The 24785-nt window shown below is 68.1% G+C and carries 19 protein-coding genes; 14 read left to right on the top strand and 5 right to left on the bottom strand.

What is annotated here, in order from left to right; genetic code table 11:
• Positions 1-14 precede the first annotated feature (14 nt).
• A complete protein-coding gene (locus tag Q0672_RS03165; protein WP_298619629.1) occupies positions 15-5048 on the top strand; it encodes a cadherin domain-containing protein in 5034 nt (1677 codons plus the stop codon).
• On the top strand, positions 5045-6610 hold the full coding sequence (locus Q0672_RS03160; protein ID WP_298619627.1) for a sensor domain-containing diguanylate cyclase: 1566 nt from the start codon (positions 5045-5047) through the stop codon (positions 6608-6610). Before Q0672_RS03165 ends, Q0672_RS03160 begins: the two co-directional genes overlap by 4 nt.
• 90 nt (positions 6611-6700) lie before the next feature.
• Here Q0672_RS03160 and Q0672_RS03155 read toward each other — a convergent pair whose 3' ends face one another.
• The 4 genes from Q0672_RS03155 to Q0672_RS03140 form a co-directional block, all read right to left on the bottom strand.
• Complete coding sequence (locus tag Q0672_RS03155) at positions 6701-7120, bottom strand: biopolymer transporter ExbD (protein ID WP_298619625.1); 420 nt, start codon at positions 7118-7120, stop codon at positions 6701-6703.
• Positions 7120-7845 carry a MotA/TolQ/ExbB proton channel family protein gene (locus Q0672_RS03150; protein WP_298619623.1) on the bottom strand — a complete coding sequence of 242 codons (726 nt, stop codon included), beginning with the start codon at positions 7843-7845 and terminating at the stop codon, positions 7120-7122. The genes Q0672_RS03155 and Q0672_RS03150 overlap by 1 nt, the downstream gene beginning before the upstream one ends.
• An 11-nt stretch (positions 7846-7856) precedes the next feature.
• Positions 7857-8639, bottom strand: coding sequence for an energy transducer TonB (locus Q0672_RS03145; RefSeq protein WP_298619622.1), 783 nt, complete (start codon positions 8637-8639; stop codon positions 7857-7859).
• A gap of 339 nt (positions 8640-8978) precedes the next feature.
• Positions 8979-9533, bottom strand: a complete 555-nt coding sequence (locus Q0672_RS03140) for a hypothetical protein (RefSeq protein WP_298619621.1) — start codon at positions 9531-9533, stop codon at positions 8979-8981.
• Between the two features lie 142 nt (positions 9534-9675).
• Here Q0672_RS03140 and Q0672_RS03135 point away from each other — a divergent pair, with 142 nt between their 5' ends.
• The 3 genes from Q0672_RS03135 to Q0672_RS03125 are packed head-to-tail and all read left to right on the top strand — an operon-like array spanning position 9676 to position 13368.
• The gene (locus Q0672_RS03135; protein ID WP_298619620.1) at positions 9676-12183 is read left to right on the top strand and encodes a TonB-dependent receptor; all 2508 of its coding nucleotides are present in this window, start codon (positions 9676-9678) and stop codon (positions 12181-12183) included.
• Positions 12184-12229: 46 nt separating this feature from the next.
• Positions 12230-12730: a hypothetical protein gene (locus Q0672_RS03130; RefSeq protein ID WP_298619619.1), complete on the top strand. Its 501-nt coding sequence runs from the start codon at positions 12230-12232 to the stop codon at positions 12728-12730.
• On the top strand, positions 12730-13368 hold the full coding sequence (locus Q0672_RS03125) for a response regulator transcription factor (RefSeq protein ID WP_298619618.1): 639 nt from the start codon (positions 12730-12732) through the stop codon (positions 13366-13368). The genes Q0672_RS03130 and Q0672_RS03125 overlap by 1 nt, the downstream gene beginning before the upstream one ends.
• 30 nt (positions 13369-13398) lie before the next feature.
• Here the strand turns inward: Q0672_RS03125 and lplT are convergent, their stop codons facing one another.
• The gene (gene lplT / locus Q0672_RS03120) at positions 13399-14661 is read right to left on the bottom strand and encodes a lysophospholipid transporter LplT (protein WP_153159444.1); all 1263 of its coding nucleotides are present in this window, start codon (positions 14659-14661) and stop codon (positions 13399-13401) included.
• Between the two features lie 126 nt (positions 14662-14787).
• On the opposite strand from lplT, the gene Q0672_RS03115 reads away from it, so the two are divergent.
• The 9 genes from Q0672_RS03115 (at position 14788) to Q0672_RS03075 (ending at position 24669) form a co-directional block, all read left to right on the top strand.
• Positions 14788-15699 carry a LysR family transcriptional regulator gene (locus Q0672_RS03115; protein WP_298619616.1) on the top strand — a complete coding sequence of 304 codons (912 nt, stop codon included), beginning with the start codon at positions 14788-14790 and terminating at the stop codon, positions 15697-15699.
• Positions 15699-16793 (top strand): alanine racemase, encoded by a 1095-nt coding sequence (gene alr, locus Q0672_RS03110; RefSeq protein ID WP_298619615.1) that lies wholly within the window; start codon positions 15699-15701, stop codon positions 16791-16793. The genes Q0672_RS03115 and alr overlap by 1 nt, the downstream gene beginning before the upstream one ends.
• Positions 16793-18169, top strand: a complete 1377-nt coding sequence (radA, locus tag Q0672_RS03105) for a DNA repair protein RadA (protein ID WP_298619613.1) — start codon at positions 16793-16795, stop codon at positions 18167-18169. The genes alr and radA overlap by 1 nt, the downstream gene beginning before the upstream one ends.
• Before the next feature lie 192 nt (positions 18170-18361).
• A complete protein-coding gene (locus Q0672_RS03100; RefSeq protein ID WP_153159440.1) occupies positions 18362-18637 on the top strand; it encodes an HU family DNA-binding protein in 276 nt (91 codons plus the stop codon).
• A gap of 214 nt (positions 18638-18851) precedes the next feature.
• Positions 18852-20294, top strand: a complete 1443-nt coding sequence (locus tag Q0672_RS03095) for an efflux transporter outer membrane subunit (RefSeq protein WP_298619610.1) — start codon at positions 18852-18854, stop codon at positions 20292-20294.
• Complete coding sequence (locus tag Q0672_RS03090) at positions 20291-21583, top strand: efflux RND transporter periplasmic adaptor subunit (RefSeq protein ID WP_298619608.1); 1293 nt, start codon at positions 20291-20293, stop codon at positions 21581-21583. The genes Q0672_RS03095 and Q0672_RS03090 overlap by 4 nt, the downstream gene beginning before the upstream one ends.
• Positions 21580-22314, top strand: coding sequence for an ABC transporter ATP-binding protein (locus tag Q0672_RS03085; protein WP_298619606.1), 735 nt, complete (start codon positions 21580-21582; stop codon positions 22312-22314). The genes Q0672_RS03090 and Q0672_RS03085 overlap by 4 nt, the downstream gene beginning before the upstream one ends.
• A complete protein-coding gene (locus tag Q0672_RS03080) occupies positions 22305-23513 on the top strand; it encodes an ABC transporter permease (RefSeq protein ID WP_298619604.1) in 1209 nt (402 codons plus the stop codon). Before Q0672_RS03085 ends, Q0672_RS03080 begins: the two co-directional genes overlap by 10 nt.
• A 301-nt stretch (positions 23514-23814) precedes the next feature.
• Positions 23815-24669 (top strand): HD domain-containing phosphohydrolase, encoded by an 855-nt coding sequence (locus tag Q0672_RS03075; RefSeq protein ID WP_153159435.1) that lies wholly within the window; start codon positions 23815-23817, stop codon positions 24667-24669.
• The last annotated feature ends 116 nt before the right edge of the window (positions 24670-24785 follow it).

Genomic DNA, 24785 nt, shown 5'->3' with positions numbered 1-24785 from the left:
ACAGCACGGCCGTGATGACCGTGACGGCCACCGATGCCGACCTGCCCGCCCAGACCCTCAGCTATTCGATTGTCGGTGGTGCTGACGCGGTCAAGTTCTCGATCAACAGCACCACCGGCGCGCTGAGTTTCCTCGCTGCGCCGAACTACGAGTCGCCCACCGACGCCGGCGGCAACAACGTCTACGACGTCACGGTTCAGGTGAGCGACGGCACGCTGACGAGTACCCAGGCCATTGCCGTCACGGTGACGCCGGTGAACGACAACACCCCGACGATCACCAGCAGCGCCACCGCCAGCGTCGCCGAGAACACCACCGCCGTGCTGACGGTCACCGCGACGGACGCCGATCTGCCGGCCCAGACGCTGAGCTACAGCATCGTCGGCGGCGCCGACGCCGCGAAGTTCTCGATCAACAGCACCACCGGCGCGCTGAGTTTCGTCACCGCGCCCGACTACGAAGCGCCCACCGACGCGGGCGGCAACAATGTCTACGATGTCACTGTGCAGGTGAGCGACGGCACGCTGACCAGCACCCAGGCCATTGCGGTCACCGTCACCCCGGTGAACGACAACACCCCCGCGATCACCAGCAGCGCCACGGCCAGCGTCGCCGAGAACAGCACGGCCGTGATGACCGTGACGGCCACCGATGCCGACCTGCCGGCCCAGACGCTGAGCTACAGCATCGTCGGCGGGGCGGACGCGGCCAAGTTCGCCATCAACGCCAGCACCGGTGCCCTCAGTTTCGTCACCGCCCCGGACTTCGAAGCCCCGACCGACGCCGGTGCCGACAACACCTACGACGTCACCGTGCAGGTGAGCGACGGCACGCTGACCAGTACCCAGGCGATTGCGGTCACCATCACCCCGGTGAACGACAACACCGCGGCGATCACCAGCAGTGCGACGGCCAGCGTCGCCGAGAACACTACCACCGTGCTGACGGTCACCGCGACCGACGCCGATCTGCCGGCCCAGACGCTCAGCTACAGCATCGTCGGCGGCGCCGACGCCGCGAAGTTCGCAATCAACGCCAGCACCGGCGCCCTGAGCTTCGTCACCGCGCCCGACTACGAAGCGCCCACCGACGCGGGCGGCAACAACGTCTACGACGTGACCGTGCAGGTCTCCGACGGCACGCTGACCAGCACCCAGGCGATTGCGGTGACCGTCACCCCGGTTAACGACAACACTCCGGTGATTACCAGCAGCGCCACCGCCAGCGTGGCCGAAAACACCACCGCCGTGATGACGGTCACCGCGACCGACGCCGACCTGCCGGCCCAGGTGCTTAGCTACAGCATCGTCGGCGGGGCGGATTCGGCCAAGTTCTCCATCAACGCCAGCACCGGCGCACTGAGCTTCGTCACCGCCCCGGACTACGAGTCGCCCACCGACGCGGGCGGCAACAATGTCTACGACGTGACGGTGCAGGTGAGCGACGGCAGCCTGACCAGCACCCAGGCCATCGCCGTGACCGTCACCCCGGTGAACGACAACACCCCGACGATCACCAGCAGCGCGACGGCCAGCGTCGCCGAGAACAGCACCACGGTGCTGACGGTGACGGCCACCGACGCCGACCTGCCGGCTCAGACCCTCAGCTACGCCATCGTCGGCGGGGCGGATTCGGCCAAGTTCTCCATTAATGCCAGCACCGGCGCCCTGAGCTTCGTTACCGCCCCGGACTACGAAGCCCCGACCGACGTCGGCGCCGACAACACCTACGACGTCACCGTGCAGGTGAGCGACGGTACGCTGACGAGCACCCAGGCCAGCGCCGTGACGGTGACACCGGTGAATGACAACACCCCGACGATCACCAGCAGCGCCACGGCCAGCGTCGCCGAGAACAGCACCGCGGTGCTCACCGTGACCGCCACCGATGCCGACCTCCCGGCTCAGACCCTGACGTACAGCATCGTCGGCGGGGCGGACGCCGCCAAGTTCTCCATCAATGCCAGCACCGGGGCCCTCAGCTTCGTCACCGCCCCGGACTTCGAAGCCCCGACCGACGCCGGCGGCAACAACGTCTACGACGTCACCGTGCAGGTGAGCGACGGCACGCTGAGCAGCACCCAGGCCATCGCGGTGACGGTGACGCCGGTGAACGACAACACCCCGACGATTACCAGCAGCGCCACCGCCAGCGTCGCCGAGAACAGCACCGCGGTGCTCACCGTCACGGCGACGGACGCCGACCTGCCGGCCCAGACCCTCAGCTATTCGATTTTCGGCGGCGCTGACGCGGCCAAGTTCTCCATTAACGCCAGCACCGGCGCGCTGAGTTTCCTTGTTGCGCCGAACTACGAATCGCCCACCGACAGTGGTGGCAACAACGTCTACGACGTCACCGTGCAGGTGAGCGATGGTGCGCTGACGAGCACCCAGGCAATCGCCGTGACTGTCACCCAGGTGAACGACAACACCCCGACGATCACCAGCAGCGCCACCGCCAACGTCGCCGAGAACACCACGGCCGTAATGACGGTCACCGCGACGGACGCCGACCTGCCGGCCCAGACGCTGAGCTACAGCATCGTCGGCGGGGCGGACGCGACCAAGTTCTCCATCAACGCCAGCACCGGTGCCCTGAGCTTCGTCACCGCCCCGGACTTCGAAGCCCCGACCGACGCCGGTGCCGACAACACCTACGACGTCACCGTGCAGGTGAGCGACGGCACGCTGACGAGCACCCAGGCCATCGCCGTGACCGTCACCCCGGTGAACGACAACACCCCTGCGATCCCCAGCAGCGCGACCGCCAGCGTCGCCGAGAACACCACCGCCGTGATGACGGTCACCGCGACAGATGCCGACCTGCCGGCCCAGACCCTCAGCTATTCGATCGTCGGTGGCCCGGACGCCGCGAAGTTCGCAATCAACGCCAGCACCGGCGCCCTCAGCTTCGTCACCGCCCCGGACTACGAAGCCCCGACCGACGCCGGCGCCGACAACACCTACGACGTGACGGTACAAGTCAGCGATGGCAGCCTCACCAGCACCCAGGCCATCGCCGTGACCGTCACCCCGGTGAACGACAACACCCCGGCGATCACCAGCAGCGCCACCGCCAACGTCGCCGAGAACAGCACCGCGGTGCTCACCGTCACGGCCACCGACGCCGACCTGCCGGCCCAGACGCTGAGCTACAGCATCGTCGGCGGCGCCGACGCCGCGAAGTTCTCCATCAACAGCACCACCGGGGCCCTCAGTTTCGTCACCGCCCCGGACTACGAAGCCCCGACCGACGCCGGTGCCGACAACACCTACGACATCACCGTCCAGGCATCCGACGGCACGCGCAGTGTGACGATGGTGCTGGCGGTCAGCGTGACCAACCGCAACGAGATGCCCACCGGCAGCGATGGCCGGATCAGCCTTGCCGAGGATGCGACGCATGTCTTTGCGCTGGCCGATTTCGGGTTTGCCGATCCGCTGGATGCGCCGGCCAATGCGCTGGCAGCGGTGCAGATCGTCGCCGGCCCGGCGCGCGGAAGCCTCACGCTTGATGGCGCCGCGGTGGCCGACGGGCAGTGGATCACTGCGGCCGACATCGCCGCCGGCCGGCTGCGTTTTGCGGCGGCTGCCGATGAGAACGGCGCGGACTACGCGGCTATCGAATTCCGGGTCCGGGACGACGGTGGCCGCTTCGACGGCGGTGTCGATACCGAAGCCGGCAGCCACACCCTGGCCATTGACGTCAGCCCGGTGAATGACGCGCCGGTGGCCATGGGCGAGGGCTACACCCTCGACGAGGACACGCCGCTGGTGGTCCCCGGCGCCGGCGTGCTGGCCAATGATTCGGACATCGACGGCGATCCGCTGTCGGCCCGGCTGGTCAGCGGCCCGGCCCACGGCAGCCTGACGCTGGCCGCCGACGGCAGCTTCATCTACACGCCGGACGCCAACTGGTCTGGCGCCGATGGCTTCATCTACCGCGCCGTCGATGGCCGCGCGGAGAGCGCGCCGGTTGCCGTGAGCCTGGTGGTGCGGCCGGTGAATGACGCGCCGACGATGGTCCGCGCCGATCTGCAGCTCATCCAGGGCGGCAGCACGGTGCTCAAGGCCGATGCCGTGTCGGCGGCGGATGTGGATTCGGCCACGGGCGACGTGGTCTTCATCGTGGATTCGGCGCGCCACGGCCACTTCGAACTGGTGTCGGCGCCCGGCGTGGCAATCGGCCAGTTCAGCTACGCCGCGCTGGCGGCCGGCAACGTGGTGTTCGTCCATGAAAGCATCGTGGATCTGCCGGTCGTCACCCTGCATCCCACCGATGGCCTGGCGGACGGCGCGCCGATGGCGGCCAGCGTGGGCTATTCCAGCACCAGCGTGTTGGTGCCACCGGGCGGATCGGGCGGGACGGAACCCCCCGCGGTGGTCGTGCCGCCGTCCGTGACGGTGCCCACCACTACGCCTACCACCACCCCCAAGACCCCGGATGCCACCAAGCCGGCGGCGCCGGCCGCACCTGTGGTCAGCCGGGCAGACGCCGCGGCGGAGCTGGGCGGCGAGGCGGGCGTGGTCGTCGTCCGGACCGCAGCAGGCGGCGAAGGCAGCGAACCTCATGTGCGGCGTTTTTCTGCCGAAAACAGCCTTGTGAAGTTTGGCGGCGCCCAGGTCACCCTGACCCTTGGCGCCGGTACCGAAGGGCCGCTGATGGAGTTCCTGCTTGGCGCCAACACGGCTGCGCAGGGCAGCGCCGGTTCGGCGGCGGCCCGTCAGGCCACTGCAGAAAAGGCCGGCGTGCCGCAGCTGGGGGATGATGCCTACACCGACGTGCGTGTCGTGCTCAATGCCGTGGAGCTCTCCGGGATCGCCCTCTCGGTGGGTGCCGTGTGGTGGGCCAGCCGGGCCGGTGGGTTGATCGCCAGCCTGTTGATGGCTGCGCCGGCGTGGCGCAGCCTCGATCCGCTGCCGGTGCTCGGTCCGCAGGACGAGGAGGAGGGCGACTGGGGCGAACTGATGGATGACGAGATGACACGAGACGAAGAAGGCGCCGAAGACGTGTTTGGCGAACAGGGCGGCGGAGGCTTCCGCGGGTGAGACTCCACCTTCCCACCCTCAATCCGGTGGCCCGCATCTCGCTGGGCCTCGTGGCGCTGCTGGTGTCGCTGCTGATGGCGGCCGATCTGGCCTTCGGGCTGATCCCCGACCGTACCGCGCTGGCCCGTCAGGTGCGTCAGCAGATCAGCGAGAGCCTCGCGGTGCAGGCCGCCACGCTGCTTCAGTCCGGCGACACCCGGACGCTCCAGAGCGCCCTCGACAGCGTGATCCAGCGCAACACCGAGGTGCGCTCCCTCGCGGTACGCCAGCAGGGCGACGTGATCATCGCCTTGGCTGGCGAGCATGGCACCTGGTGGCATCCGCCCGAGGATGGCTCGTCCACCCTCACCCAGGTGCGAGTGCCGGTGCTGGCCGACAACAAGCCGTGGGGCGAGGTGGAGCTGGCCTTCAAGCCGGTGCTGCCGGAAACCTTCGGAGAATGGGCCACCTATCCCACCGTGGTGGCGATGGTGACCATCTCCCTAGGCGGATTTCTGGCCTTTTACCTCTATCTGCGCCGGGTGCTCGAATACCTCGATCCGGCCAAGGCGATCCCCGACCGGGTGCGCACCGCCTTCGACACCCTGGCCGAAGGCGTGCTGGTGCTCGACAAGCAGGGGCGCGTGGTGCTGGCCAACAAGGCCTTCCGCCACTTTCACCCGAGTGCCCAGGAAGACATGACCGGCCGCGCGGTGACGGAGCTCACCTGGCTTGTCGAGGGCTTTCACGTGACGCCGGAGCACCCCTACCCGTGGGTGACGGCGATGGAGCGTCGCAGCAACTCCGGCGACCAGACCCTTGAGCTGGCCCGACCGGGCGAGGAAGAACCCCTGCGCGCCATCGTCGGCTGCTCGCCCATTCTCGACGGTCATGGCCGGCTGCGGGGCTGCCTGGTCAACTTCTCGGACGTGACCATGCTGCACCGGATCAACGACCAGCTGCTGGGCACGCTGGTGGATCTCGAAGCCTCGAAGGAAGAGATCCGCCGCCAGAACGAGGAGCTCCACCGCCTTGCCACCCGCGATCCGATGACCGGCTGCCTCAACCGCCGGGCCTTCTTCGGCGCGGCTGATCCCCTTTACGAGCAGCTCAAGGCGGAAGGCGAGGAGGTGTGCTGCATCATGAGCGACATCGACCACTTCAAGTCCTTCAACGACCGCTACGGCCACGCGGTGGGCGATCAGGTCATCAAGTCGGTGGCCAAGTGCCTTGGCACCGATCTGCGCGAGGTGGACATGCTGTGCCGCTACGGCGGCGAGGAGTTCTGCATCATGCTGCCCGGCGCCACCCCCGAGCAGGCCGTCGAGGTGGCCGAGCGACTGCGGCTAGCCATCGAGACCAATGCCGGGGCGGCGGTGCGCGACATCCCGGGCATCCGCATCACGTCGAGCTTTGGCGTGGCGTCGATTCGCGGCGGCGCGAAAGACCCGGCCGAGCTCATCGACCAGGCCGACAACGCGCTGTATCAATCCAAGCAGACCGGCCGCAACCGGGTGTCGCTGTGGGCGGGCGAGCGTTCGGTGGGCGGCGATGCCGAGGTGCCCGAGCTGGCGCACCACTGACGGCTGCGCGCCGCCAGCCCCGAAAGGCACAAGGCCGGATTGTTGCAATTACAGCACCAATCCGGCCTTGATTGTTTCATCCGGCGGGTTTCACTTCGCGCCCGGCTCCGTCACGAACGCCACCTTGCCCAGCCCGTGGCGGCTGGCGGCGGACAGCAGCTGGGCCACGTGGTCGTACTGGGCCTGGCGATCCACCTGCAGGTGGATCTCCGGCTGCGGCTCGCGGCTTGCGGCGGCGGCAAGGCGGGGCTCCAGCGCGTCGGCGTCGACGGGCTCGCCGTTCCAGCTGAGGCTGCCGTCGGCCTTGATCGACACCTGCACCTTCTCGGGCTTGATCTGCTCCGGCTGGCTGCTGGCCTTGGGCAGGTCGAGCTTCACCGCGTGGTTGATGACGGGCACGGTGATGATGAAGATGATCAGGAGCACCAGCATCACGTCCACCAGGGGCGTCATGTTGATCTCCGACATCACCTCGCCGTCGTCGTCGAAATCGCTGCTTCCGAAGCTCATCATGCCTCCTTGCGGGCGGGCAGCGGGTGCAGGTTGGCGCTGGTCTTGCGCACCCGGCCGCCGGTGACGAGGTAGGCGTGCAGATCGTGGGCGAAGTGCTTGAGGCGGGCCAGGATCTCCTTGTTGCCGCGCACCAGGGCGTTGTAGCCCAGCACCGCCGGGATCGCCACGGCCAGGCCGCCGGCGGTCATCACCAGGGATTCACCCACCGGGCCGGCCACCTGATCCAGCGTGGCCTGGCCCGCGGCGCCGATGCCCACCAGCGCGTGGTAGATGCCCCACACGGTGCCGAACAGCCCGATGAACGGGGCAGTGCTGCCCACCGAGGCGAGGATCGACAGGCCCGCCTGGAGCCGGCCGGTGGTGTCGTCGATGGACTGGCGCAGGGTGCTGGTGAGCCAGTCGTTGAGGCCCAGCACGCCGTGCAGCTCGTCCCGGTGGCTGGTGTGGTGGCTGACCGCCTCGGTGCCGCGGTGGGCCAGATCGTGGAAGGGGTTGTCGGCGGCGTGGGGCGTGAGGGCGGCCATGCCGGCCTCGAAGCTGGTGGCGTGCCAGAAGGCCTTGGCGCCACCGCTCATGCGGCGCAGGGCAAACAGCTGCCAGGCCTTGATGAGGATCACCGACCAGGACGCCAGGGACATGATGACCAGCATCACGGCCACGGCGTGGGAGACGCCGTCGCCCTGGGCCCAGATGTGGGCCAGGCTGAAGGTGGATTCGTTCATGGAGGTTCCTTTCAGGAGGCGGAAGTTAAAGTGAAGTCGATGGGCACCTTGACCGCGCCGGCCACGGGCTGGTCGCCCTGGCGGGCCGGCACGAAGCGCCAGCTGCGCAGCACGGTGTCGCGGGCGCTTTCGTCGAGCCGCGGGAAGCCGCAGCTTTTGATGACGGTGACGTCGGTGGGCTTGCCGTCGGCGCCCACCTGCACGCGCAGCAGCACGCGGCCTTCCTCGCCCATGCGCTTGGCGGCGCTGGGGTAGGGCGGCAGCGGGTTGGAGAGGTAGGCGGCGTCAAAGCGCGGCGGCACCACGGCCACCGGCGCTGGGGCAGCTGCGGCGGCCGGAGCCGTCGGAGAAGGCGGTGCCGAAGGCGCTGCGGCGGCGCTGGTTTCGGCCGGATTGCTGGCCACTGGCGCCGAGGTGATCACCGGCTTGTCGGCGGCGCGGGCCTGGGGGGCGGGCTTCTGATCGGGCTTGGGCGGGACGGGTTCCTTCAGCCGGGGCTGGGGTTTGGGTTGGGGCTGGGGCTGCGTCTGGGGCCTGGGGGTCGGCACCTCGGGCGTCGCGATGCTGACGGTGATGCTCGTCTGGGGCGGCGTGACGGGAGGCTTGAACTGGCTGACGGCGACGGTGAGCGCGGCCAGCAATCCGCCGTGGAGAAGCACGGCAAGCCCGACGCCCGCGCTGTTGCGGCGCAGGGTGGACGGTGGCAGCGGGCGGGGCAGGGCCAGAAAGGGCGCAGGCAGGCCCGGATGCTCAGGCGGGTCGGCCGGCGGCGTCGCCAGGGGGGCGGCAGTCATGTCGATCTCCAGTCGGATGGTTCCTGGCTGGCTCGCGTCATGGCCGGAGGGCTGCGCTGGCTGGCTGGGTTTTGCATTTCACAAGCTGGGTGTTTGTGAAATGCAAATGAGAATGATTTCTATTTTAGTGTTGCAGGTGGGCAGCGTCAAGTCGTCGCTGCATGCGGGGAAACCTGCTGCGGATTCGCGGGCGTCAGGCCGGGGTGGTGGGCTTCGGGTTGGCCGGAGTGACGATCGACCTCCGGCAGGCCGCCAGGGCGACGGCCCTCCCGGAGAGGCGCTTGAAACGACGGAACGGTGCCGGATGGCGGCGCCGTACCGGGAGAAGTTGCCGGGCGCTCAGCCTTCGAGCATGCCGCGCAGTTCGCGCACGCGGGCGAGGCTGTCCACGTCGCGCAGGGTGGTGAAGGCTTCTTCGACCACGTTGAGGGTGTCCATGGCGTCGTCGCGCAGGCCGCCCATGGCCAGCACCTGCACCAGCAGCATGCCGATGCCGCCGATGGCGTCGGGCTGGCCGTGCTGGCAGCTTAGCTGGAAAGCCTGGGCGAGTTCCTCGTAGATCTGCTGGAGGTTGCCGCTTTCGTGCTCGCCCCGGGCGAGGCGGATGTTGGCCATCGAGAACAGCACATGGGCGATGCCTTCGTCGTCGCCCAGCTCGGTGACCGCCGGCAGGCGCTCGGTGTGCAGCGCCATGGCGTCGTCGAGCCGGCCCTGGGCGAACAGCACGTCAGCGATGCGGCCCTGGGTGATGGCCTTCTCGCGCGCCTCGCCGGTCTCGGTGAAGTGGGGCAGGATCTCGTCGGTGAGGATGACCAGCGCTTCGTCGAGGCGGCCTTCCATCAAAAGCGAATCGGCGATGTCGCGGCGGGCGAGGAGGGTCGGGGTGTCGGTCATGGCGGGTGCGGCGGGAAGAGGAAAGGGTGCCGATGATACCGGCCGGGAAGGGCACCGGGAAAGCTCGGGAATTTTTCCCATGGCGTGGGGTGAGGCGGGTGCGTAGTCTGGCGGAAAACGCCTATAACGGAGACTTTCATCCATGCTTCGCCCCGCCCCATCCCGATTTCCTGCCCTCACGCCCCTGGCGCTCGCCATCGCCGCCGGTTTTCCCCTCTGCGCGGGTGCGGCCGACGAACCGGCGACCGTCGTCACGCCGGAAGTCACGGTGATCGGCCAGACCCCGCTGCCGGGGCTCGAGCTGCCGCTGCCGATGATCGCCGCGCCGGTGCAGAGCGTCACCGCCAAAGACATCGATGCCAGCGGGGCGACAGACGTTGCCGCCTACATGAACCGCCGCCTGTCTGGCGTGCATGTGAACGAAACCCAGGGCAACCCGTTCCAGATGGACGTGAACTACCGGGGTTACACCGCCTCGCCGCTGCTGGGTACGCCCCAGGGCATGTCGGTTTATTTCGACGGCGTGCGCATCAACCAGCCCTTTGGCGACGTGGTGAGCTGGGATCTGATCCCGAAGGCGGCGATCGCCTCGATGAACCTGATGCCAGGTTCCAACCCGCTGTTCGGCCTCAACACCCTGGGCGGCGCGCTGGCGATCCAGACCAAGGAAGGCCGCACCCATCCGGGTTCGACGGTGCAGCTCACCGGCGGTAGTAACAGCCGCCGATCGCTTGAGTTTACCCACGGCGGCTTCAACGACGACAACGGGCTGGAGTGGTTCTTCGCCGGCAACCTCTACCGGGACAGCGGCTGGCGCACCAACTCGCCGTCGGATGTGCGGCAGCTCTTCGGCAAAGTGGGCTGGCAGGACGCCCGCACCGATCTCGACCTCTCCATCGCCTACGCCGACAACAAGCTCAACGGTAACGGCCTGCAGGAAAAACGCCTGCTGGAGCAGGACTACAGCAGCATCTACACCCAGCCGGACATCACCCAGAACCGCTCGATCTTCCTCAACCTCACCGGCCGCCACAGCCTGAATGATGCGCTGATGCTGTCGGGCAACGTGTACTACCGCAAGATCAACACCGCCACCACCAACGGCGACGTGAACGAAGGCGCCCTCGACCAGTCGGTCTATCAGCCCAGCGCCACCGAGCGGGCCGCGCTCACCGCCGCCGGCTACAGCGGCTTCCCGACCAGCGGCGCCAACGCCTCGAACACGCCCTTCCCGTACTGGCGCTGCATCGCCAATGCGCTGCTGGCCGACGAGCCTAACGAGAAGTGCACCGGCCTCATCAACCGCACCCGCACCGACCAGGAAAACTTCGGCCTGTCGGGTCAGCTCAGCCATTCGGGCATGTTCGACGGGCGCAAGAACCTCTTCATCGCCGGCGCAGCCTACGACCACAGCAACCTGCGCTTCCAGCAGAGCGGCCAGTACGGCTACATCAACCCCGACCGCAGCGTGACCCCGGTGGATGCCTGGGCTGACGGCTCCCAGAGCGCCGGTGTCGGCGAGACGGCCCTGGATTCGCGCGTCAATCTCAGTGGCCGCACCCGCACCTGGAGCCTCTTTGCCACCGACACCCTGTCGATCACCGACCGCTGGCACGCCACCCTGTCGGGCCGCTACAACCGCACCCAGGTGAAGAACCGCGATCTGCTCAACCCGGGCGGCGGTGCCGATTCGCTGGACGGCAACCATAGCTTCAGCCGCTTCAACCCGGCGGCCGGCATCACCTACACGCCGTCGAAGGCGTGGAGCGCCTACGCCGGCTACAGCGAAGGCAGCCGCACGCCCACCGCCATCGAGCTGGGCTGCGCCAACCCCGACAACCCCTGCAAGCTGCCCAACGCCATGGCCGGCGATCCGCCGCTCAAGCAGGTGGTCACCAAGACCTGGGAATTCGGCCTGCGCGGCGCGGTGGATTCGAAGACCCGCTGGAATCTCGGCCTGTTCCGCGCCGAGAACCAGGATGACATCCTCTTCGTGGCCGACGACGCGCTGGGCTACGGCTACTTCAAGAACTTCGGCAAGACCCGCCGTCAGGGCGTCGAGGCGGGCGCCAGCACCGTCGTCGGGCCGGTGAGCCTGGCCCTCAACTACACCTTCCTGGATGCCACCTACCGCAGCGCCGAGGTGGTCGGCGGTGCCGGCAACAGCACCAACAGCGAAGGCGCCGGCCTCGAAGGCACCATCGACATCCGCGCTGGCGACCGCATCCCGCTGATCCCGCGCCACCTGGTCAAGGCCTCGGCCGACTGGAAGGTGCTGCCGGCCTTCGCCCTCACCGCCGATCTCATCGCCGTCTCCGGCAGCTACGCCCGCGGCAACGAGAACAACAGCCACCAGCCCGATGGCACCTACTACATGGGCTCCGGCCGCTCCGGTGGCTACGTCGTGACCAACCTCGGCGCCCGCTACGACGTGAGCCGTGGCGTGCAGGTCTTCGGCCAGATCAACAACCTGTTCGACCGCGAGTACGCCACCGGCGCGCAACTGGGGTCAACGGCGTTTTCGTCGAGTGGCGGCGTTCTGGCCCGGCCCTTTGCGCCAGTGGGCGGTGAATATCCGATGGTCGGCTCCACGTTCTACGCGCCGGGTGCGCCGCGGACCTTCTGGGTCGGCCTGCGCTACAGCCTGTGAGCGCCCCCGCCCGGCCGCTCTCCGGCGGTGCCCGGAGGGTCGTCCCGTGAGCATCGGCCTCGCCGGCCTGTATGAGGAGATCGGGCAGGCGCTCACGGCGCTGCGCGCCAACGCCGCCTTCCTGCTGCGCAAGAGCGGCGGGCAGGCGGATCTTCAGGCCGCTGCCCGCGACGTGGAAACCCAGGGCGCCGCCATCGACCGGCGCCTGCGGGTGCTTCAGCGCCAGCTGCCGGCCGATTCGGCCGATGCCCGCCCGGCCGTGCTGCCAATGCTCCACGCCGCGCTGGAAAACTGGCAGGATGTGCCCGGCGTCACCGCGCCGCCCGTCCTCCATGTAGAACCGCCCACGCTGCGGTTGTCCCGAACCATGCTCGAAACCCTTTGCCAGCTGAGCTGCCAGGCCCTTGCGCTGTCCGCAGGCGGCCCGGCGCTCCGCGTATCTGTGCTTATCGATTTTCAGGATTCACCCCATCTGTGCTGGTCGGCCGACAACGGCGCCGGCCTGCAGCTTTCCGCCCGCCTGCCGCTGGGCGCGGAGGGGGCGTGATGGACGTCAAGCTGCGCGTTGTGCTGGCCGACGATCACGCGGTGGTGCGCACCGGCTATCGGCGCCTGCTGGAGCTGGAAGACGACATGGAAGTGGTGGCGGATTTCGGCGACAGCGATTCGGCCTGCGCCTGGTTTGCCGCCAACAGCGCCGACGTGCTGGTGCTCGATCTGTCGATGCCTGGCCGCGGCGGGCTGGAAACCCTGGCCCGGGTCAAGGCCCGGGAGACCTCGCCCAAGGTGCTGGTGTTCTCGATGCACGACAACCCGGCCATCGTCGATCAGGCCCTCAAGGCCGGCGCCGACGGTTATCTAACCAAGAGCAGCGAACCCGATCTGCTGATCGACGCGGTGCGTCGGGTGGCGCGGGGCGAGCGGCCGTTGTCGGCGGATGTGGCGGCGGCCCGGGCCGGTGCCGATGGCGCGGCGGTGCATGCCGGGCTGTCACCGCGGGAATTCGAGATCTTCAGGCTGCTGGCGGCGGGGCGGACGGTCGAGCAGATCGCCGCGAGGCTCTTCCTCAGCGCCAAGACGGTGGCCAACTACCAGACCATGATCCGCCAGAAGACCGGGCTGTCGAGTGTGCTTGAGATGTACCGCCACGCCGACGCCCACGGCCTGCTGGACGGCAGCGAGTAATCCCGGCCGGGCGGGCGCCCGGCGCAGGGATTAGTGGAGGCTCTCGTCGAGGGTTGCGACGGCGTCGAACTCCCGCTGGTTGGCTTCGTGGCGGCGCTTGACGAGATACATCATCCCTGCCACGAACAGCCCGAAGGCCACCACCACCGTGTTGATCGAGAAGTTGAGGCGGATCAGCAGCGCGTAGAGGCCGGTCATCACCAGGATCGACAGGTTCTCGTTGAAGTTCTGCACCGCGATGGAGTGGCCCGCGCCCATCAGGATGTGGCCGCGGTGCTGGAGCAGGGCGTTCATCGGCACCACGAAGAAGCCGGACAGCCCGCCGATCAGCACCATCAGCGCCATCGCCACGCCCATGTCGGTGACGAAGATCATCACATTGACGATGATGCCCATCGCGATGCCGAGGGGGATCACCTTGACCGAGGCACGCATCGTCACCATCTTGGCGGCCATCGCCGCGCCGATCGCGACGCCCACGGCCACCACGCCCTGGAGCATCGAGGCCTTCGACAGATCCAGGTGCAGGGCCTGCTCGGCCCACTTGATCACGATGAACTGGAGGGTTGCGCCGGCACCCCAGAAGAGGGTGGTGGTGGCGAGGGAGATCTGGCCCAGCTTGTCGCGCCACAGCAGGCGCAGGCAATGGTTGAAGTCGTGGATCAGGTAGGCCGGATTCTTCTTGAGGACCTTGTGGTCCACCCCGGTGTCGGGCACCTTGAGGTTGAACAGCGCGGCGATGAGGTAGAGGATGCCGACGATGCACAAGGCCATCTCGGGCACCGTGTCGATGCCGGTGTCGATGAGCGGCAGATCGAAGCCCAGCAAGGTCTGGGAGAAATTGGGCTTGATGAGCATGCCGCCAACCAGCGTGCCGAGGATGATCGCGCCCACCGTCAGGCCCTCGATCCAGCCGTTGGCCACCACCAGCAGCCGCGGCGGCAGGTATTCGGTGAGGATGCCGTACTTGGCCGGCGAGTACGCCGCGGCGCCCAGCCCGACCACCGCATAGGCCGCAAGCGGGTGCATGCCGCCAAACATCAGCGAGCAGCCGACGATCTTGATGCCGTTGCTGATGAGCATCACCCGCCACTTGGGCATGGAGTCGGCAAAGGCGCCCACGAAGGCGGCCAGCAGCACGTAGGAGAGGGTGAAGAAGAGCTTGAGGAGCGGCTCGTATTCCTGCGGTGACGCCATCTCGCGAAGGACGTAGATGGAGGCGATGAGTAAGGCGTTGTCGGCCAGCGCAGAGAAGAACTGCGCTGCCATGATCATGTAGAAACCGAAGGGCATCGCAGGCGACGAAAGCTCGGTGAATTTGACGGACCGCGCTTTATACCACGAAGGCCATGATGACTTATGGCGACGCCGTCAATGTTGTGCTCCAATAGCACTTACCATAAACCGGGTTTATCAGTCATGGCCGATCGTCGACTCCAGGTATTCCACGCCGTTGCCCGACACGGGTCGTTCACCCGCGCCGCCGAAGCGCTCTTCATGACGCAGCCGGCGGTGACCTTCCAGATCAAGCAGCTCGAAGAGCAGTTCAACACCCGCCTGTTCGACCGGGGCCACGGGCGCGTCACGCTCACCGCCGCGGGCGAGCTGGTGATGGCCTACGCCGAGCGGATCCTCGGCTTGTCGGAAGAGCTCGAAGCCCGGGTCGGCGAACTCACCGACGAACTCTCGGGCGTGCTCCACCTGGGTACCAGCACCACCATTGCCGCCTACTGGCTGCCGTGGCTCCTCGAAGGCTTCAAGCGGCGTTATCCGCGGGTCGTGCCGCGGGTGTCGGTGGGCAACTCCCAGACCATCGAAGGACGGGTGATGGACCGCAGCCTCGACGTGGGCCTGATCGAGATCGTCACCGACCAGCCCACCCTCGAACGTCGCCACCTGGGCCAAGACGAACTCAACGTGATCGTTGCGCCGGGCCACCCGCTCACGTTTGAAAAGGCCGTGCGCGCCGATCAGCTCGCCGCCCAGCCGCTGCTCCACCGGGAGCCCGGCAACGGCATCCGCGATCTGGTGGACCAGTTCTTCACCAGCGCCGGCATCCCGTACGAAGACCTCAACGTCACGGCGGAACTCGGCAGCCTGTCGTCGGTCAAGCACCTGGCTGCGGCCGGGCTGGGCGTGGCGGTCGCGTCCCGCGCAGCCATCGGCCGCGAGCTCAAGGCCGGCCAGCTCGCCGCGATCCCCCTCGACCCGCCGCTTTTCACGCCCCTCGAAGTCATCCTGCTCAAAGACAAGTTCCGCTCCCGGCTGGTGAATACCTTCGCTGACTACGCTGCCGAAGAGATTCCCCGCCTCGCCGCTGAAAGATACTGATGCCCCGTCCGATCCGTGCCTCCATCGACCTGGAGGCCCTGCGTCACAACTACCTCGTTTCAAAGCATCGCGCCGGTTCTGCCCGCGCCTTCGCGGTGGTCAAGGCCAACGCCTACGGCCACGGCCTCGACCGGGCCATCCGCGCCCTGGCGCCCGTGGCCGACGGCTTCGCGCTCCTCGATCTGGCCGAAGCCCGCCAGCTGCGCGCCGCTGGCGTCACCGCACCCATCGCGCTCCTCGAAGGTTTCTTCGAGCCGGCCGACCTGGCCGACATCGTGGCCCTCGGCCTCACCCCGGCGATCCACAGCGAAGCCCAGCTGGCAATGCTGGAGCGCGCCCGCCCGGACGGCGCCATCGACGTGCTCCTCAAGATCAACTCGGGTATGAACCGCCTCGGCTTCACCGCCGACCGCTTTGGCGCGGCGCTGGCCCGCCTGCGGGCGATGCCCTGGGTGCGCGGCATCACCCTGATGACCCACTTCGCCCGCGCCGACGACGAGGTGGGCATCGGCGCCCAGCTTGCCACCTTCAAGGCCATCACCACCGGCCTCGACCTGCCGGTGAGCCTCGCCAACTCGGCGGCGCTGCTGCGCTTCCCCGAGGCCGCGGGTCAGATCGCCCGGCCGGGGATCATGCTCTACGGCGGCTCGCCGATGCCCGACCTGCACGGCGCCGACGAACTCGGCCTGCGCCCGGTGATGACCCTCACCAGCGAGATCATCGGCGTTCAGGAGATCGCGGCTGGCGAGCGCGTCGGCTATGGCGGCACCTTCGAGGCCAGCGGACCGACCCGCGTCGGCGTGGTGGCCTGCGGCTACGCCGACGGCTACCCGCGCCACGCGCTCACCGGCACGCCGATCCTCGTCGGCGGACGCCGCACCCGCACCCTCGGCCGGGTGTCGATGGACATGCTGGCCTGCGACCTGTCGCACCTCGAAGACGCCGGCGTCGGCTCGCCGGTCAACCTGTGGGGCGACGGCCTGCCCGCCGACGAGGTGGCGACCGCCGCCGGTACCATCAGCTATGAACTCTTCTGCGCCCTGGCGCCCCGCGTTCCGGTGAGCGTGCGCGGCGAATCTGCCGGGGCCGCCTGATGGCCAAGGTCAAGACCGAATACGTCTGCTCGGAATGCGGCGGCAAGTCGCCCCGCTGGCAGGGCCAGTGCCCCCACTGCAAGGTCTGGAACACGCTCGTCGAATCGGTGGTCGAGCCGGAAGCGCCCGTGGCCAAGCGTTTTGCGGCGCTGGCCGGCGACTCCGGCCGGCTGCAGACGCTGGCCGACGTGCAGCCCCGCGAATCCGCCCGCGTGCCCACCGGCATCGAGGAGTTCGACCGGGTGCTGGGCGGCGGGCTGGTGCCCGGCGGCGTGGTGCTGATCGGCGGGGACCCCGGCATCGGCAAGTCGACCCTGCTGCTGCAGGCGCTGGCGCTGCTCTCCGGCCATCTCAAGGCGCTCTACGTGAGCGGCGAGGAATCCGCCGAGCAGGTGGCGCTGCGCGCAGCGAGGCTGCAGATCGAGGCGAGCACCCTGCAGCTGCTGCCCGAGATCAACCTCGAACGCATCCTCGCCAGCCTGCGGGACGTGAAGCCTGACGTGGCGGTGGTGGATTCGATCCAGACCGTCTATTCCGAAACCCTCGGCTCGGCGCCGGGCTCGGTGGCCCAGGTGCGCGAATGCGCGGCCCAGCTCACCCGCTTCGCCAAGCAGGGCAGCACCACGCTGATCATGGTCGGCCATGTGACCAAGGACGGCGCGCTGGCCGGCCCGCGGGTGCTGGAGCACATCGTCGATACGGTGCTGTACTTCGAGGGCGACACCCATTCCAGCTTCCGCCTCGTGCGGGCCTTCAAGAACCGTTTCGGCGCGGTCAATGAGCTGGGCGTCTTTGCGATGACCGAGAAGGGCCTGAAGGGCGTCACCAATCCGTCGGCAATCTTCCTGTCGCAGCACGGCCAGCAGGTGCCGGGCTCGTGCGTGCTGGTCACCCAGGAAGGCACGCGGCCGCTGCTCGTGGAGATCCAGGCGCTGGTGGATTCGGCCCACAGCCCGAGCCCGCGCCGCCTGTCGGTGGGCCTCGAGCAGAACCGGCTGGCGATGCTGCTGGCGGTGCTGCACCGGCACGCCGGCGTGGTGTGCTTCGATCAGGACGTGTTCGTCAACGCGGTGGGTGGGGTGAAGATCGCCGAACCGGCGGCCGATCTGGCGGTGCTCCTTGCCATCGTCTCGTCCCTCACCAACCGGCCGCTCCCGCGGGAGCTGGTGGTGTTTGGCGAGGTGGGGCTGGCGGGCGAGATCCGGCCCGCGCCGCGGGGCCAGGAGCGCCTGAAGGAATCCGCCAAGCTCGGCTTTACCGTGGCCCTGGTGCCCAAGGCCAACGCCCCGAAGCACGACATTCCGGGGATGCGGGTGGTTGCAGTGGACCGGATCGAGGAGGCGCTGGAGCGGATTCGTGAGCTTTCGACTGGCTGATTTATGCTTTTTGCGCTGCAGTAACGCCGAAAACCACGGAAAACCTAGATATTCGTGCCACAGTTTGAAAAGAGCGATGTAAGCTAGCGCCCTGCGGGTGGTGTGGTGCGATTCGGGCACGTGGCGTCACCTGTTGGGGCTTCTGCCGTTTTTGTAAATCCACCCATTTCTTTCATCAACACACTAAGAGCTATGAACAAGACTGAATTGATCGATGCGTTGGCTGGCAAGAGTGGTCTGACCAAGGCCGATGCTGGCCGTGCCGTGGACGGTGTCATGGAAATCATCACCGAAGCGCTGGGCAAAGGTGAGAGCGTGACGCTGGTCGGTTTCGGTACCTTCTCCGTGGGCGAGCGTGCCGCCCGTGTCGGTCGCAATCCGCAGACCGGCGCCGAGATCCAGATCGCTGCTTCCAAGCAGCCCAAGTTCTCGGCTGGCTCCAAGTTGAAAGACGCTGTGAACAGCTGAACACTCGTCACTCCCCGCTCGGGGATTGATGCATCGAAAGGCGGCCGTCCGGTCGCCTTTTTTTCGTCCACCGTCCGCCGGCCCGCGTGCGGCAGGACGCGGCGTTTATGGCGCTCACAGGGCTTTTCCTGGCTTAACCGAACTTAACCCGGCGCTTCGGTATAGTTGGCCGTGGTTGTTCCCGAGTTCAAGCCGGCCCCTGGGGCCGCAATTCATGCCAAGCCTGTTTCGTAGAATCCCGTGGCCGCTGCTGGCTGCAAGCCTGCTGGCCGGCTGTGCCGGTTTCCTTCCGGCCGTGGGGCCGGATCACACCCCGCCCGCGCTGACACTTCCCGCCGGCTGGACCCAGCCTCCAGAAGTTGCGGGCAGCGCCGACCTCGCCCGCTGGTGGCAGCAGTTTGCCGATCCGCAGCTCGACGCGCTGATCGACGCGGCGCTGGCCGACAGCCTCGACCTGCGCCAGGCCGAGGCGCGCCTGCGTCAGGCCCGGGCCGCCCGGACCCAGGCGGTGAGCGGGCTGTTCCCGAGCCTCACCGCGTCGGCGGGTGCCAGCCGCAGCCATAACGCCCGGGCCGTCAGCGCGCTGCCGGCGCGTACCACCTGGGATGCGGGTTTCGACGCGGGCTGGGAGGTCGACCTCTTCGGCGCTACCCGGCGTGGTGTGGAGGCCGCATCGGCGGAACTCGAAGCCAGCGCCGCAAGCCTCGCCAACGTGCGCGTCTCGCTGGCGGCCGAGGTGGCGCAGAACTACGTGGAGCTGCGGCTTTACCAGCGCCGGCTGGCTATCGCCCGGGACAATCTCGCGTCCCAGACGGAAACCGTGCAGATCACCGAATGGCGCAACCAGGCTGGGCTGGCGTCGAGCACCGACGTGGCCCAGGCCCGCACCAGCCGCGAGCAGACCCGCGCCACCATTCCCGACCTGGAAGTTAGCCTGACCGCGGCCGCCAACCGGCTGGCGGTGCTCCTTGGCCAGCCGCCGGGCAGCCTCAACGACGCCCTCGCCGGGGCTGGCGAGCTGCCGCTGCTGCCGGCCAGCGTGGGCGCCGGTATCCCCGCCGACGTGCTGCGTCAGCGGCCGGATCTGATCGTCGCCGAGCGCAGCCTCGCCGCCGAGACCGCGCGGGTCGGCCAGAAGCTGGCCCAGCGCTTCCCGAGCCTCAACCTTGGTGCGAGCTTTGGCTGGCAGGCCTACAGCCTGGGCGGGCTGGGCGCTGCCGGCAGCCTCGCCCGGTCGGTGAGCGGGTCGCTGGCCGGCACACTGTTCGACGCCGGCCGGCTGAAGAGCGCGGTGGACATCCAGACGGCGGTGCAGGAAGAAGCCCTGGCCGCCTACGAGGCGGCGGTGCTGAGCGCGCTTGAAGAGGTCGAGAACGCCCTGACGGCTTATGCCTCCGGACGCGAGCGGGTCGATGCCCGGCGAGCGGCGGCTGCGGCGGCGCGGGAGGCGGCGTCGCTGTCGCGCAATCTCTACCAGGCCGGGCTGACGGATTTCCAGAAGGTGCTCGAAACCGAGCGCACCCGGCTCACGGCCGAAGACAACCTGGCCCTGGCCGAAGCGGCGATGCGGACCAATCTGATCAAACTCTACAAGGCCCTCGGTGGCGGCTGGCAGGTGGCCGATGCCGGGGCGCCGGAAGGCAGGGCAGCACCATGAACCAGACAAGCGACAAGCCGGGCAATGCAGATGAAGCGCTGGCAGCGATGCTCGGCCGCGCGGCCACTGGCGCAGGCAAGGGCCGGCTGCGGCGCTGGCTGATCCTCGGCGCCGGCGCGGTGGTGGTGATCGCAGCGTTGGCCTGGTTGGGCCGCGGCGATCAGGGCGCGGCCGGGCGCTACATCACCGAGGAGGCCAGTATCGGCAAGCTGACGGTGACGGTGTCGGCCACCGGCACGCTGCAGCCCACCAAATCGGTGGACGTGGGCAGCGAGCAGTCCGGCACCCTGGCCACCGTGCTGGCCCAGGAGAACGACCGAGTGAAGAAGGGCCAGCTCCTCGCCCAGCTCGACACCGCCAAGCTGCGCGACGCGGTGGCCAAGAGCAGCGCGGCGCTGGCGGCGGCCAACGCGTCGGTGGCCCAGGCCCGGGCGACGGTGGCCGAGGCGAAGGCGTCCCTGTCGCGGATGCGGCAGGTGGCCGAATTGTCCGGCGGCAAGGTGCCGGCCCGCACCGAGCTGGAGACCGCCGAGGCCACGCTCCAGCGGGCCATCGCCAACGAGGCCAGCGCCCGGGCGTCGGTGGTCCAGGCCGAGGCCGTGCTGAAGACCGACGAGACCAACCTTTCCAAGGGCACGATCCGCTCGCCGGTGGATGGGGTGGTGCTCACCCGCAAGGTGGAGCCCGGCCAGTCGGTGGTGGCGGCGATGACGATCCCGGTGCTGTTTACCCTGGCCGAGGATCTCGCCCGGATGGAGCTGCAGGTGAAGGTGGATGAGGCCGACGTGGGCACCGTGAAGCTCGGCCAGCCGGCGAGCTTTACGGTGTCGGCGTGGCCGGGGCGCAACTTCCCGGCGACCATCGAGCGGGTCGGGCTGGGTTCGACGATCACCGACAACGTGGTCACCTATAAAACCGTGCTCACGGTGAACAACGACGACCTGGCCCTGCGACCGGGGATGACCGCCACCGCCACCATCGTCACCGCCCAGCTGGACAACGCCCTGCTGGTGCCCAACGCCGCGCTGCGCTTCGTGCCCCCCAAGGCCGGGCCGAAGGCAGAGCGCAGTGTGGTGGCCAGCCTGCTGCCGCGTCCGCCCTCCGAGGCAAAGCACGCCACCGCCACGGCCGCCCCCGGCGCACCACAGGTGTGGGTGCTCGAAGGCGGAGAGCCCCGCGGGGTGCCGGTGAAGACGGGCGTCAGCAACGGGCGCTTCACCGAGATCACCGGCGGCGAGCTCAAGCCCGGCATGGCGGTGATCACCGAGTACCAGGAAGCAAAGAAATGAGCATCGCAGGCGCAGCGCCGCTGATCGAGCTCGTCGGCATCACCAAGACCTATGGCACCGGGCAGGCGGCTTTCCAGGCGCTGAAGGGCGTGGATCTCGTCATCGAGTCCGGCGAGTTCGTGGCGGTGATGGGCCCCAGCGGCTCGGGCAAATCCACCGCGATGAACATCCTCGGCTGCCTGGACACGCCTACGTCGGGCGAATACCGCTTCCGGGGCGTGCATGTGGAATCGCTGGAGCGCAACCAGCGGGCGCTGCTGCGCCGGCATTGCCTGGGCTTCGTGTTCCAGGGCTTCAACCTGCTGGCGCGCACCTCGGCCCAGGAGAACGTGGAGCTGCCGCTGCTCTACCGGGGCGAGCCGGCCGAGGCGCGCCACGCGGCGGCCCGGGCGGCGCTGGCCAAGGTGGGGCTGGCCGGCTGGGAGACCCACACGCCGGCCGAGCTTTCCGGCGGACAGCAGCAGCGGGTTGCGATCGCCCGGGCAATCGTCACCAACCCGCTGGTGCTGCTGGCCGACGAGCCCACCGGCAACCTGGACAGCCATCGCAGCCACGAGATCATGGAACTGCTGGCCGCCCTCAACCGCGAGCAGGGCATCACCATCATCATGGTCACCCACGAGCCGGACATGGCCGCCTACGCGCACCGGGTGGTACGTTTTGTGGACGGCCGTGTCGCCAGCGACGAAGTGCGCAGCGGCCTTGCCGGGGAGGCCGCGCCATGCTCCTGAGCGCGCTGCTGCTGGCCCTGCGGGAGATCCGCCGCAACCTGATGCGCTCCTTCCTCACGGTGCTGGGCATCGTGATCGGGGTGGCCGCGGTCATCACCATGGTGACGCTCGGCAACGGCGCCACGCGGATGGTGTCGGACCAGATCTCCAGCCTGGGCAGCAACCTGCTGATGGTGCGGCCCGGTCAGCGCCTCGGCCCGGGGCGTGACAGCGCCGGCTCGCCCAACTTCCGCAAGGCCGACGTGGAGGCGATCCGCAGCCAGGTGAGCAGCCTGCAGGACGTGGCGCCGGCGGTGGGCAGCTCGGTGACCCTGGTGGCCGGCAACAACAACTGGTCGGCGACGGTCTATGGCACCACCAACGCCTATCTGGTGGCCGGCAACTGGAAGTTGGCCGCCGGCCGGGCCTTTCTCGACGACGAGGAGCGCGCCGGCAAGGCCGTGTGCATCATCGGCGAAACCGTGCGGCGGGAGCTCTTCGGCAGCCGCAGCCCGCTGGGCGACGAGATCCGCGTGAAGACCTTCAGCTGCCAGGTGGTGGGCCTGCTGGCCTCGAAGGGGCAGGGCGCGATGGGGATGGATCAGGACGACATCGTGCTGATGCCGATCAGCACCGTACAGCGGCGCATCACCGGCAACCTGGACATCCCGACCATCCTGATCGCCCTGAAAGACGGCGCCGACACCCCGGCGGTGATGGCCCAGATCCGCGGCCTGCTGCGGGAGCGCCGCAAGCTCGCCGAGAACGAGGCCGACAACTTCAACATCATGGACACCCGCCAGATCGCGGAGACCCTGTCGGGCACCATCCGCACGATGACGGGCCTGCTCGGCGCGGTGGCGGCGGTGAGCCTGCTGGTGGGCGGCATCGGCATCATGAACATCATGCTGGTGTCGGTCACCGAGCGCACCCGGGAGATCGGCATCCGGCTGGCCATCGGCGCGCTGGAAGGCGAGGTGCTGCTGCAGTTCCTCATCGAGGCGGTGGTGCTGTCGGCCTTCGGCGGGCTGGTGGGCATCGTGCTGGCGCTGGGCACCTGCGTGGGCCTGGCCGCGCTGATGCACATGCCTTTCCTGTTCAACCCCGGCATCAACCTGCTGGCCTTCTTCTTTTCGGCGGCGATCGGGGTGGTGTTCGGCTACGTGCCGGCCCGGCGAGCGGCGAGACTCGACCCGATTGACGCGCTGCGTCACGAGTGATTCGACAAATTTTGCAGATTCAACAGGAGGGCGATGTCCCTCCTGTTTTTTTGTCTGCCCGAAAGACCATGTGGTTCAAGGGGCCTGTCTTTTTGTGACGAAGCGCACGCCACGCCCCAACATAAGAAAATTTCCTACACAATTATTGGAAACGTCTAAAATAGCAAAAACAACAAATTAAATAAAATGTGTCGTAACTCATTCAGATCACCGATCTCATGAAAACGACCACGAAGCATCTGCTTCATCCCAATCACGCCGGCAGCCCCGTTGCCGCCCTTTCCTGACCAAGGAGGCCTCCATGCCAACCCAACACAGTGATCTCTATCACTCCGGCCCGTTCGAACTCGGCGGCTGTGGCAACGACCTGGTCCTGGGGCGCGACGAGCTGAGCCGGCGCCTGGAGCGGGAGCAGCGGGAGAAGGCCGACGCGCAGATCCACCTCGCGCGGCTATCCAGCGAGGCGCAGCAGCTGCGCGCCCAGCGGGACGAGGCCCTGAGGGCGCTCGACATGGCCAACCAGAACGCCGTGTTCCAGCTGGCCAAGGCCGCCGAGGAGAAGGACGGCGAGGCCGGCCAGCACATGCGCCGGATCGGCGTGATCGCGGGGATGATCGCGGAGGCGATCGGCTGCTCGGAGCATTTCTGCGAGCTGATCTGCGACGCGGCCCAGCTCCACGACATCGGCAAGATCGGCATTCACGAGAGCATCTTGTCGAAGCCGGGTGCGCTGACCATCGACGAGTGGAAGCTGGTGCGGGAGCACTCGCGCATCGGCGCCGGCATCCTGTCGGCGTTCAAGTCGCCGATGATGGATCTGGCGGCCGAGATCTCGATGTCCCACCACGAACACTACAGCGGCGCCGGCTATCCTCTCGGGCTGGTGGGCGAGGCGATTCCCCTGGCCGGACGGATCGTCGGGCTGGCGGATTTCTTCGATTCGCTGACGATGGACCGCTGCTACCGCAAGGCCGTGTCAGACGACCAGGCCCTGGCGATGATCGCCGAGCGGCGGGGCGAGCAGTTCGACCCGCGCATCGTCGATGCCTTCCTGTGCATCGCCGATCAGGTCATCCTGGCCCGCGATTCGATCAACGAGATCGAGGCCATCTGCGACCTGCCGGACATCCACGGCGACTGGTGGATGGCTTTCTAGGCGGATTCCTGCGCGTCGAGGATCCGCGCCACAAAGCCGGCCACGGCCTCGATCACCGCACCGGGCTGGTCCTTGTGCGGTGAATGGCGGCAATCGGCCAGCTTGACCAGATCCAC

It is taken from the genome of uncultured Zoogloea sp. (assembly GCF_937894855.1).
Taxonomy (GTDB): Bacteria; Pseudomonadota; Gammaproteobacteria; order Burkholderiales; family Rhodocyclaceae; genus Zoogloea; species Zoogloea oryzae.
This window is presented reverse-complemented; position numbering and strand designations above follow the sequence as displayed.

Coding starts and splice junctions, on each gene's coding strand:
- radA (WP_298619613.1), top strand. CDS start 16,793: ATGGCCAAGGTCAAGACCGAATACGTCTGCTCGGAATGCGGCGGCAAG.
- alr (WP_298619615.1), top strand. CDS start 15,699: ATGCCCCGTCCGATCCGTGCCTCCATCGACCTGGAGGCCCTGCGTCAC.
- Q0672_RS03075 (WP_153159435.1), top strand. CDS start 23,815: ATGCCAACCCAACACAGTGATCTCTATCACTCCGGCCCGTTCGAACTC.
- Q0672_RS03145 (WP_298619622.1), bottom strand. CDS start 8,639: ATGACTGCCGCCCCCCTGGCGACGCCGCCGGCCGACCCGCCTGAGCAT.
- Q0672_RS03155 (WP_298619625.1), bottom strand. CDS start 7,120: ATGAGCTTCGGAAGCAGCGATTTCGACGACGACGGCGAGGTGATGTCG.
- Q0672_RS03115 (WP_298619616.1), top strand. CDS start 14,788: ATGGCCGATCGTCGACTCCAGGTATTCCACGCCGTTGCCCGACACGGG.
- Q0672_RS03140 (WP_298619621.1), bottom strand. CDS start 9,533: ATGACCGACACCCCGACCCTCCTCGCCCGCCGCGACATCGCCGATTCG.
- Q0672_RS03095 (WP_298619610.1), top strand. CDS start 18,852: ATGCCAAGCCTGTTTCGTAGAATCCCGTGGCCGCTGCTGGCTGCAAGC.
- Q0672_RS03085 (WP_298619606.1), top strand. CDS start 21,580: ATGAGCATCGCAGGCGCAGCGCCGCTGATCGAGCTCGTCGGCATCACC.
- Q0672_RS03125 (WP_298619618.1), top strand. CDS start 12,730: ATGGACGTCAAGCTGCGCGTTGTGCTGGCCGACGATCACGCGGTGGTG.
- lplT (WP_153159444.1), bottom strand. CDS start 14,661: ATGCCCTTCGGTTTCTACATGATCATGGCAGCGCAGTTCTTCTCTGCG.
- Q0672_RS03150 (WP_298619623.1), bottom strand. CDS start 7,845: ATGAACGAATCCACCTTCAGCCTGGCCCACATCTGGGCCCAGGGCGAC.
- Q0672_RS03090 (WP_298619608.1), top strand. CDS start 20,291: ATGAACCAGACAAGCGACAAGCCGGGCAATGCAGATGAAGCGCTGGCA.
- Q0672_RS03080 (WP_298619604.1), top strand. CDS start 22,305: ATGCTCCTGAGCGCGCTGCTGCTGGCCCTGCGGGAGATCCGCCGCAAC.
- Q0672_RS03100 (WP_153159440.1), top strand. CDS start 18,362: ATGAACAAGACTGAATTGATCGATGCGTTGGCTGGCAAGAGTGGTCTG.
- Q0672_RS03165 (WP_298619629.1), top strand. CDS start 15: ATGACCGTGACGGCCACCGATGCCGACCTGCCCGCCCAGACCCTCAGC.
- Q0672_RS03135 (WP_298619620.1), top strand. CDS start 9,676: ATGCTTCGCCCCGCCCCATCCCGATTTCCTGCCCTCACGCCCCTGGCG.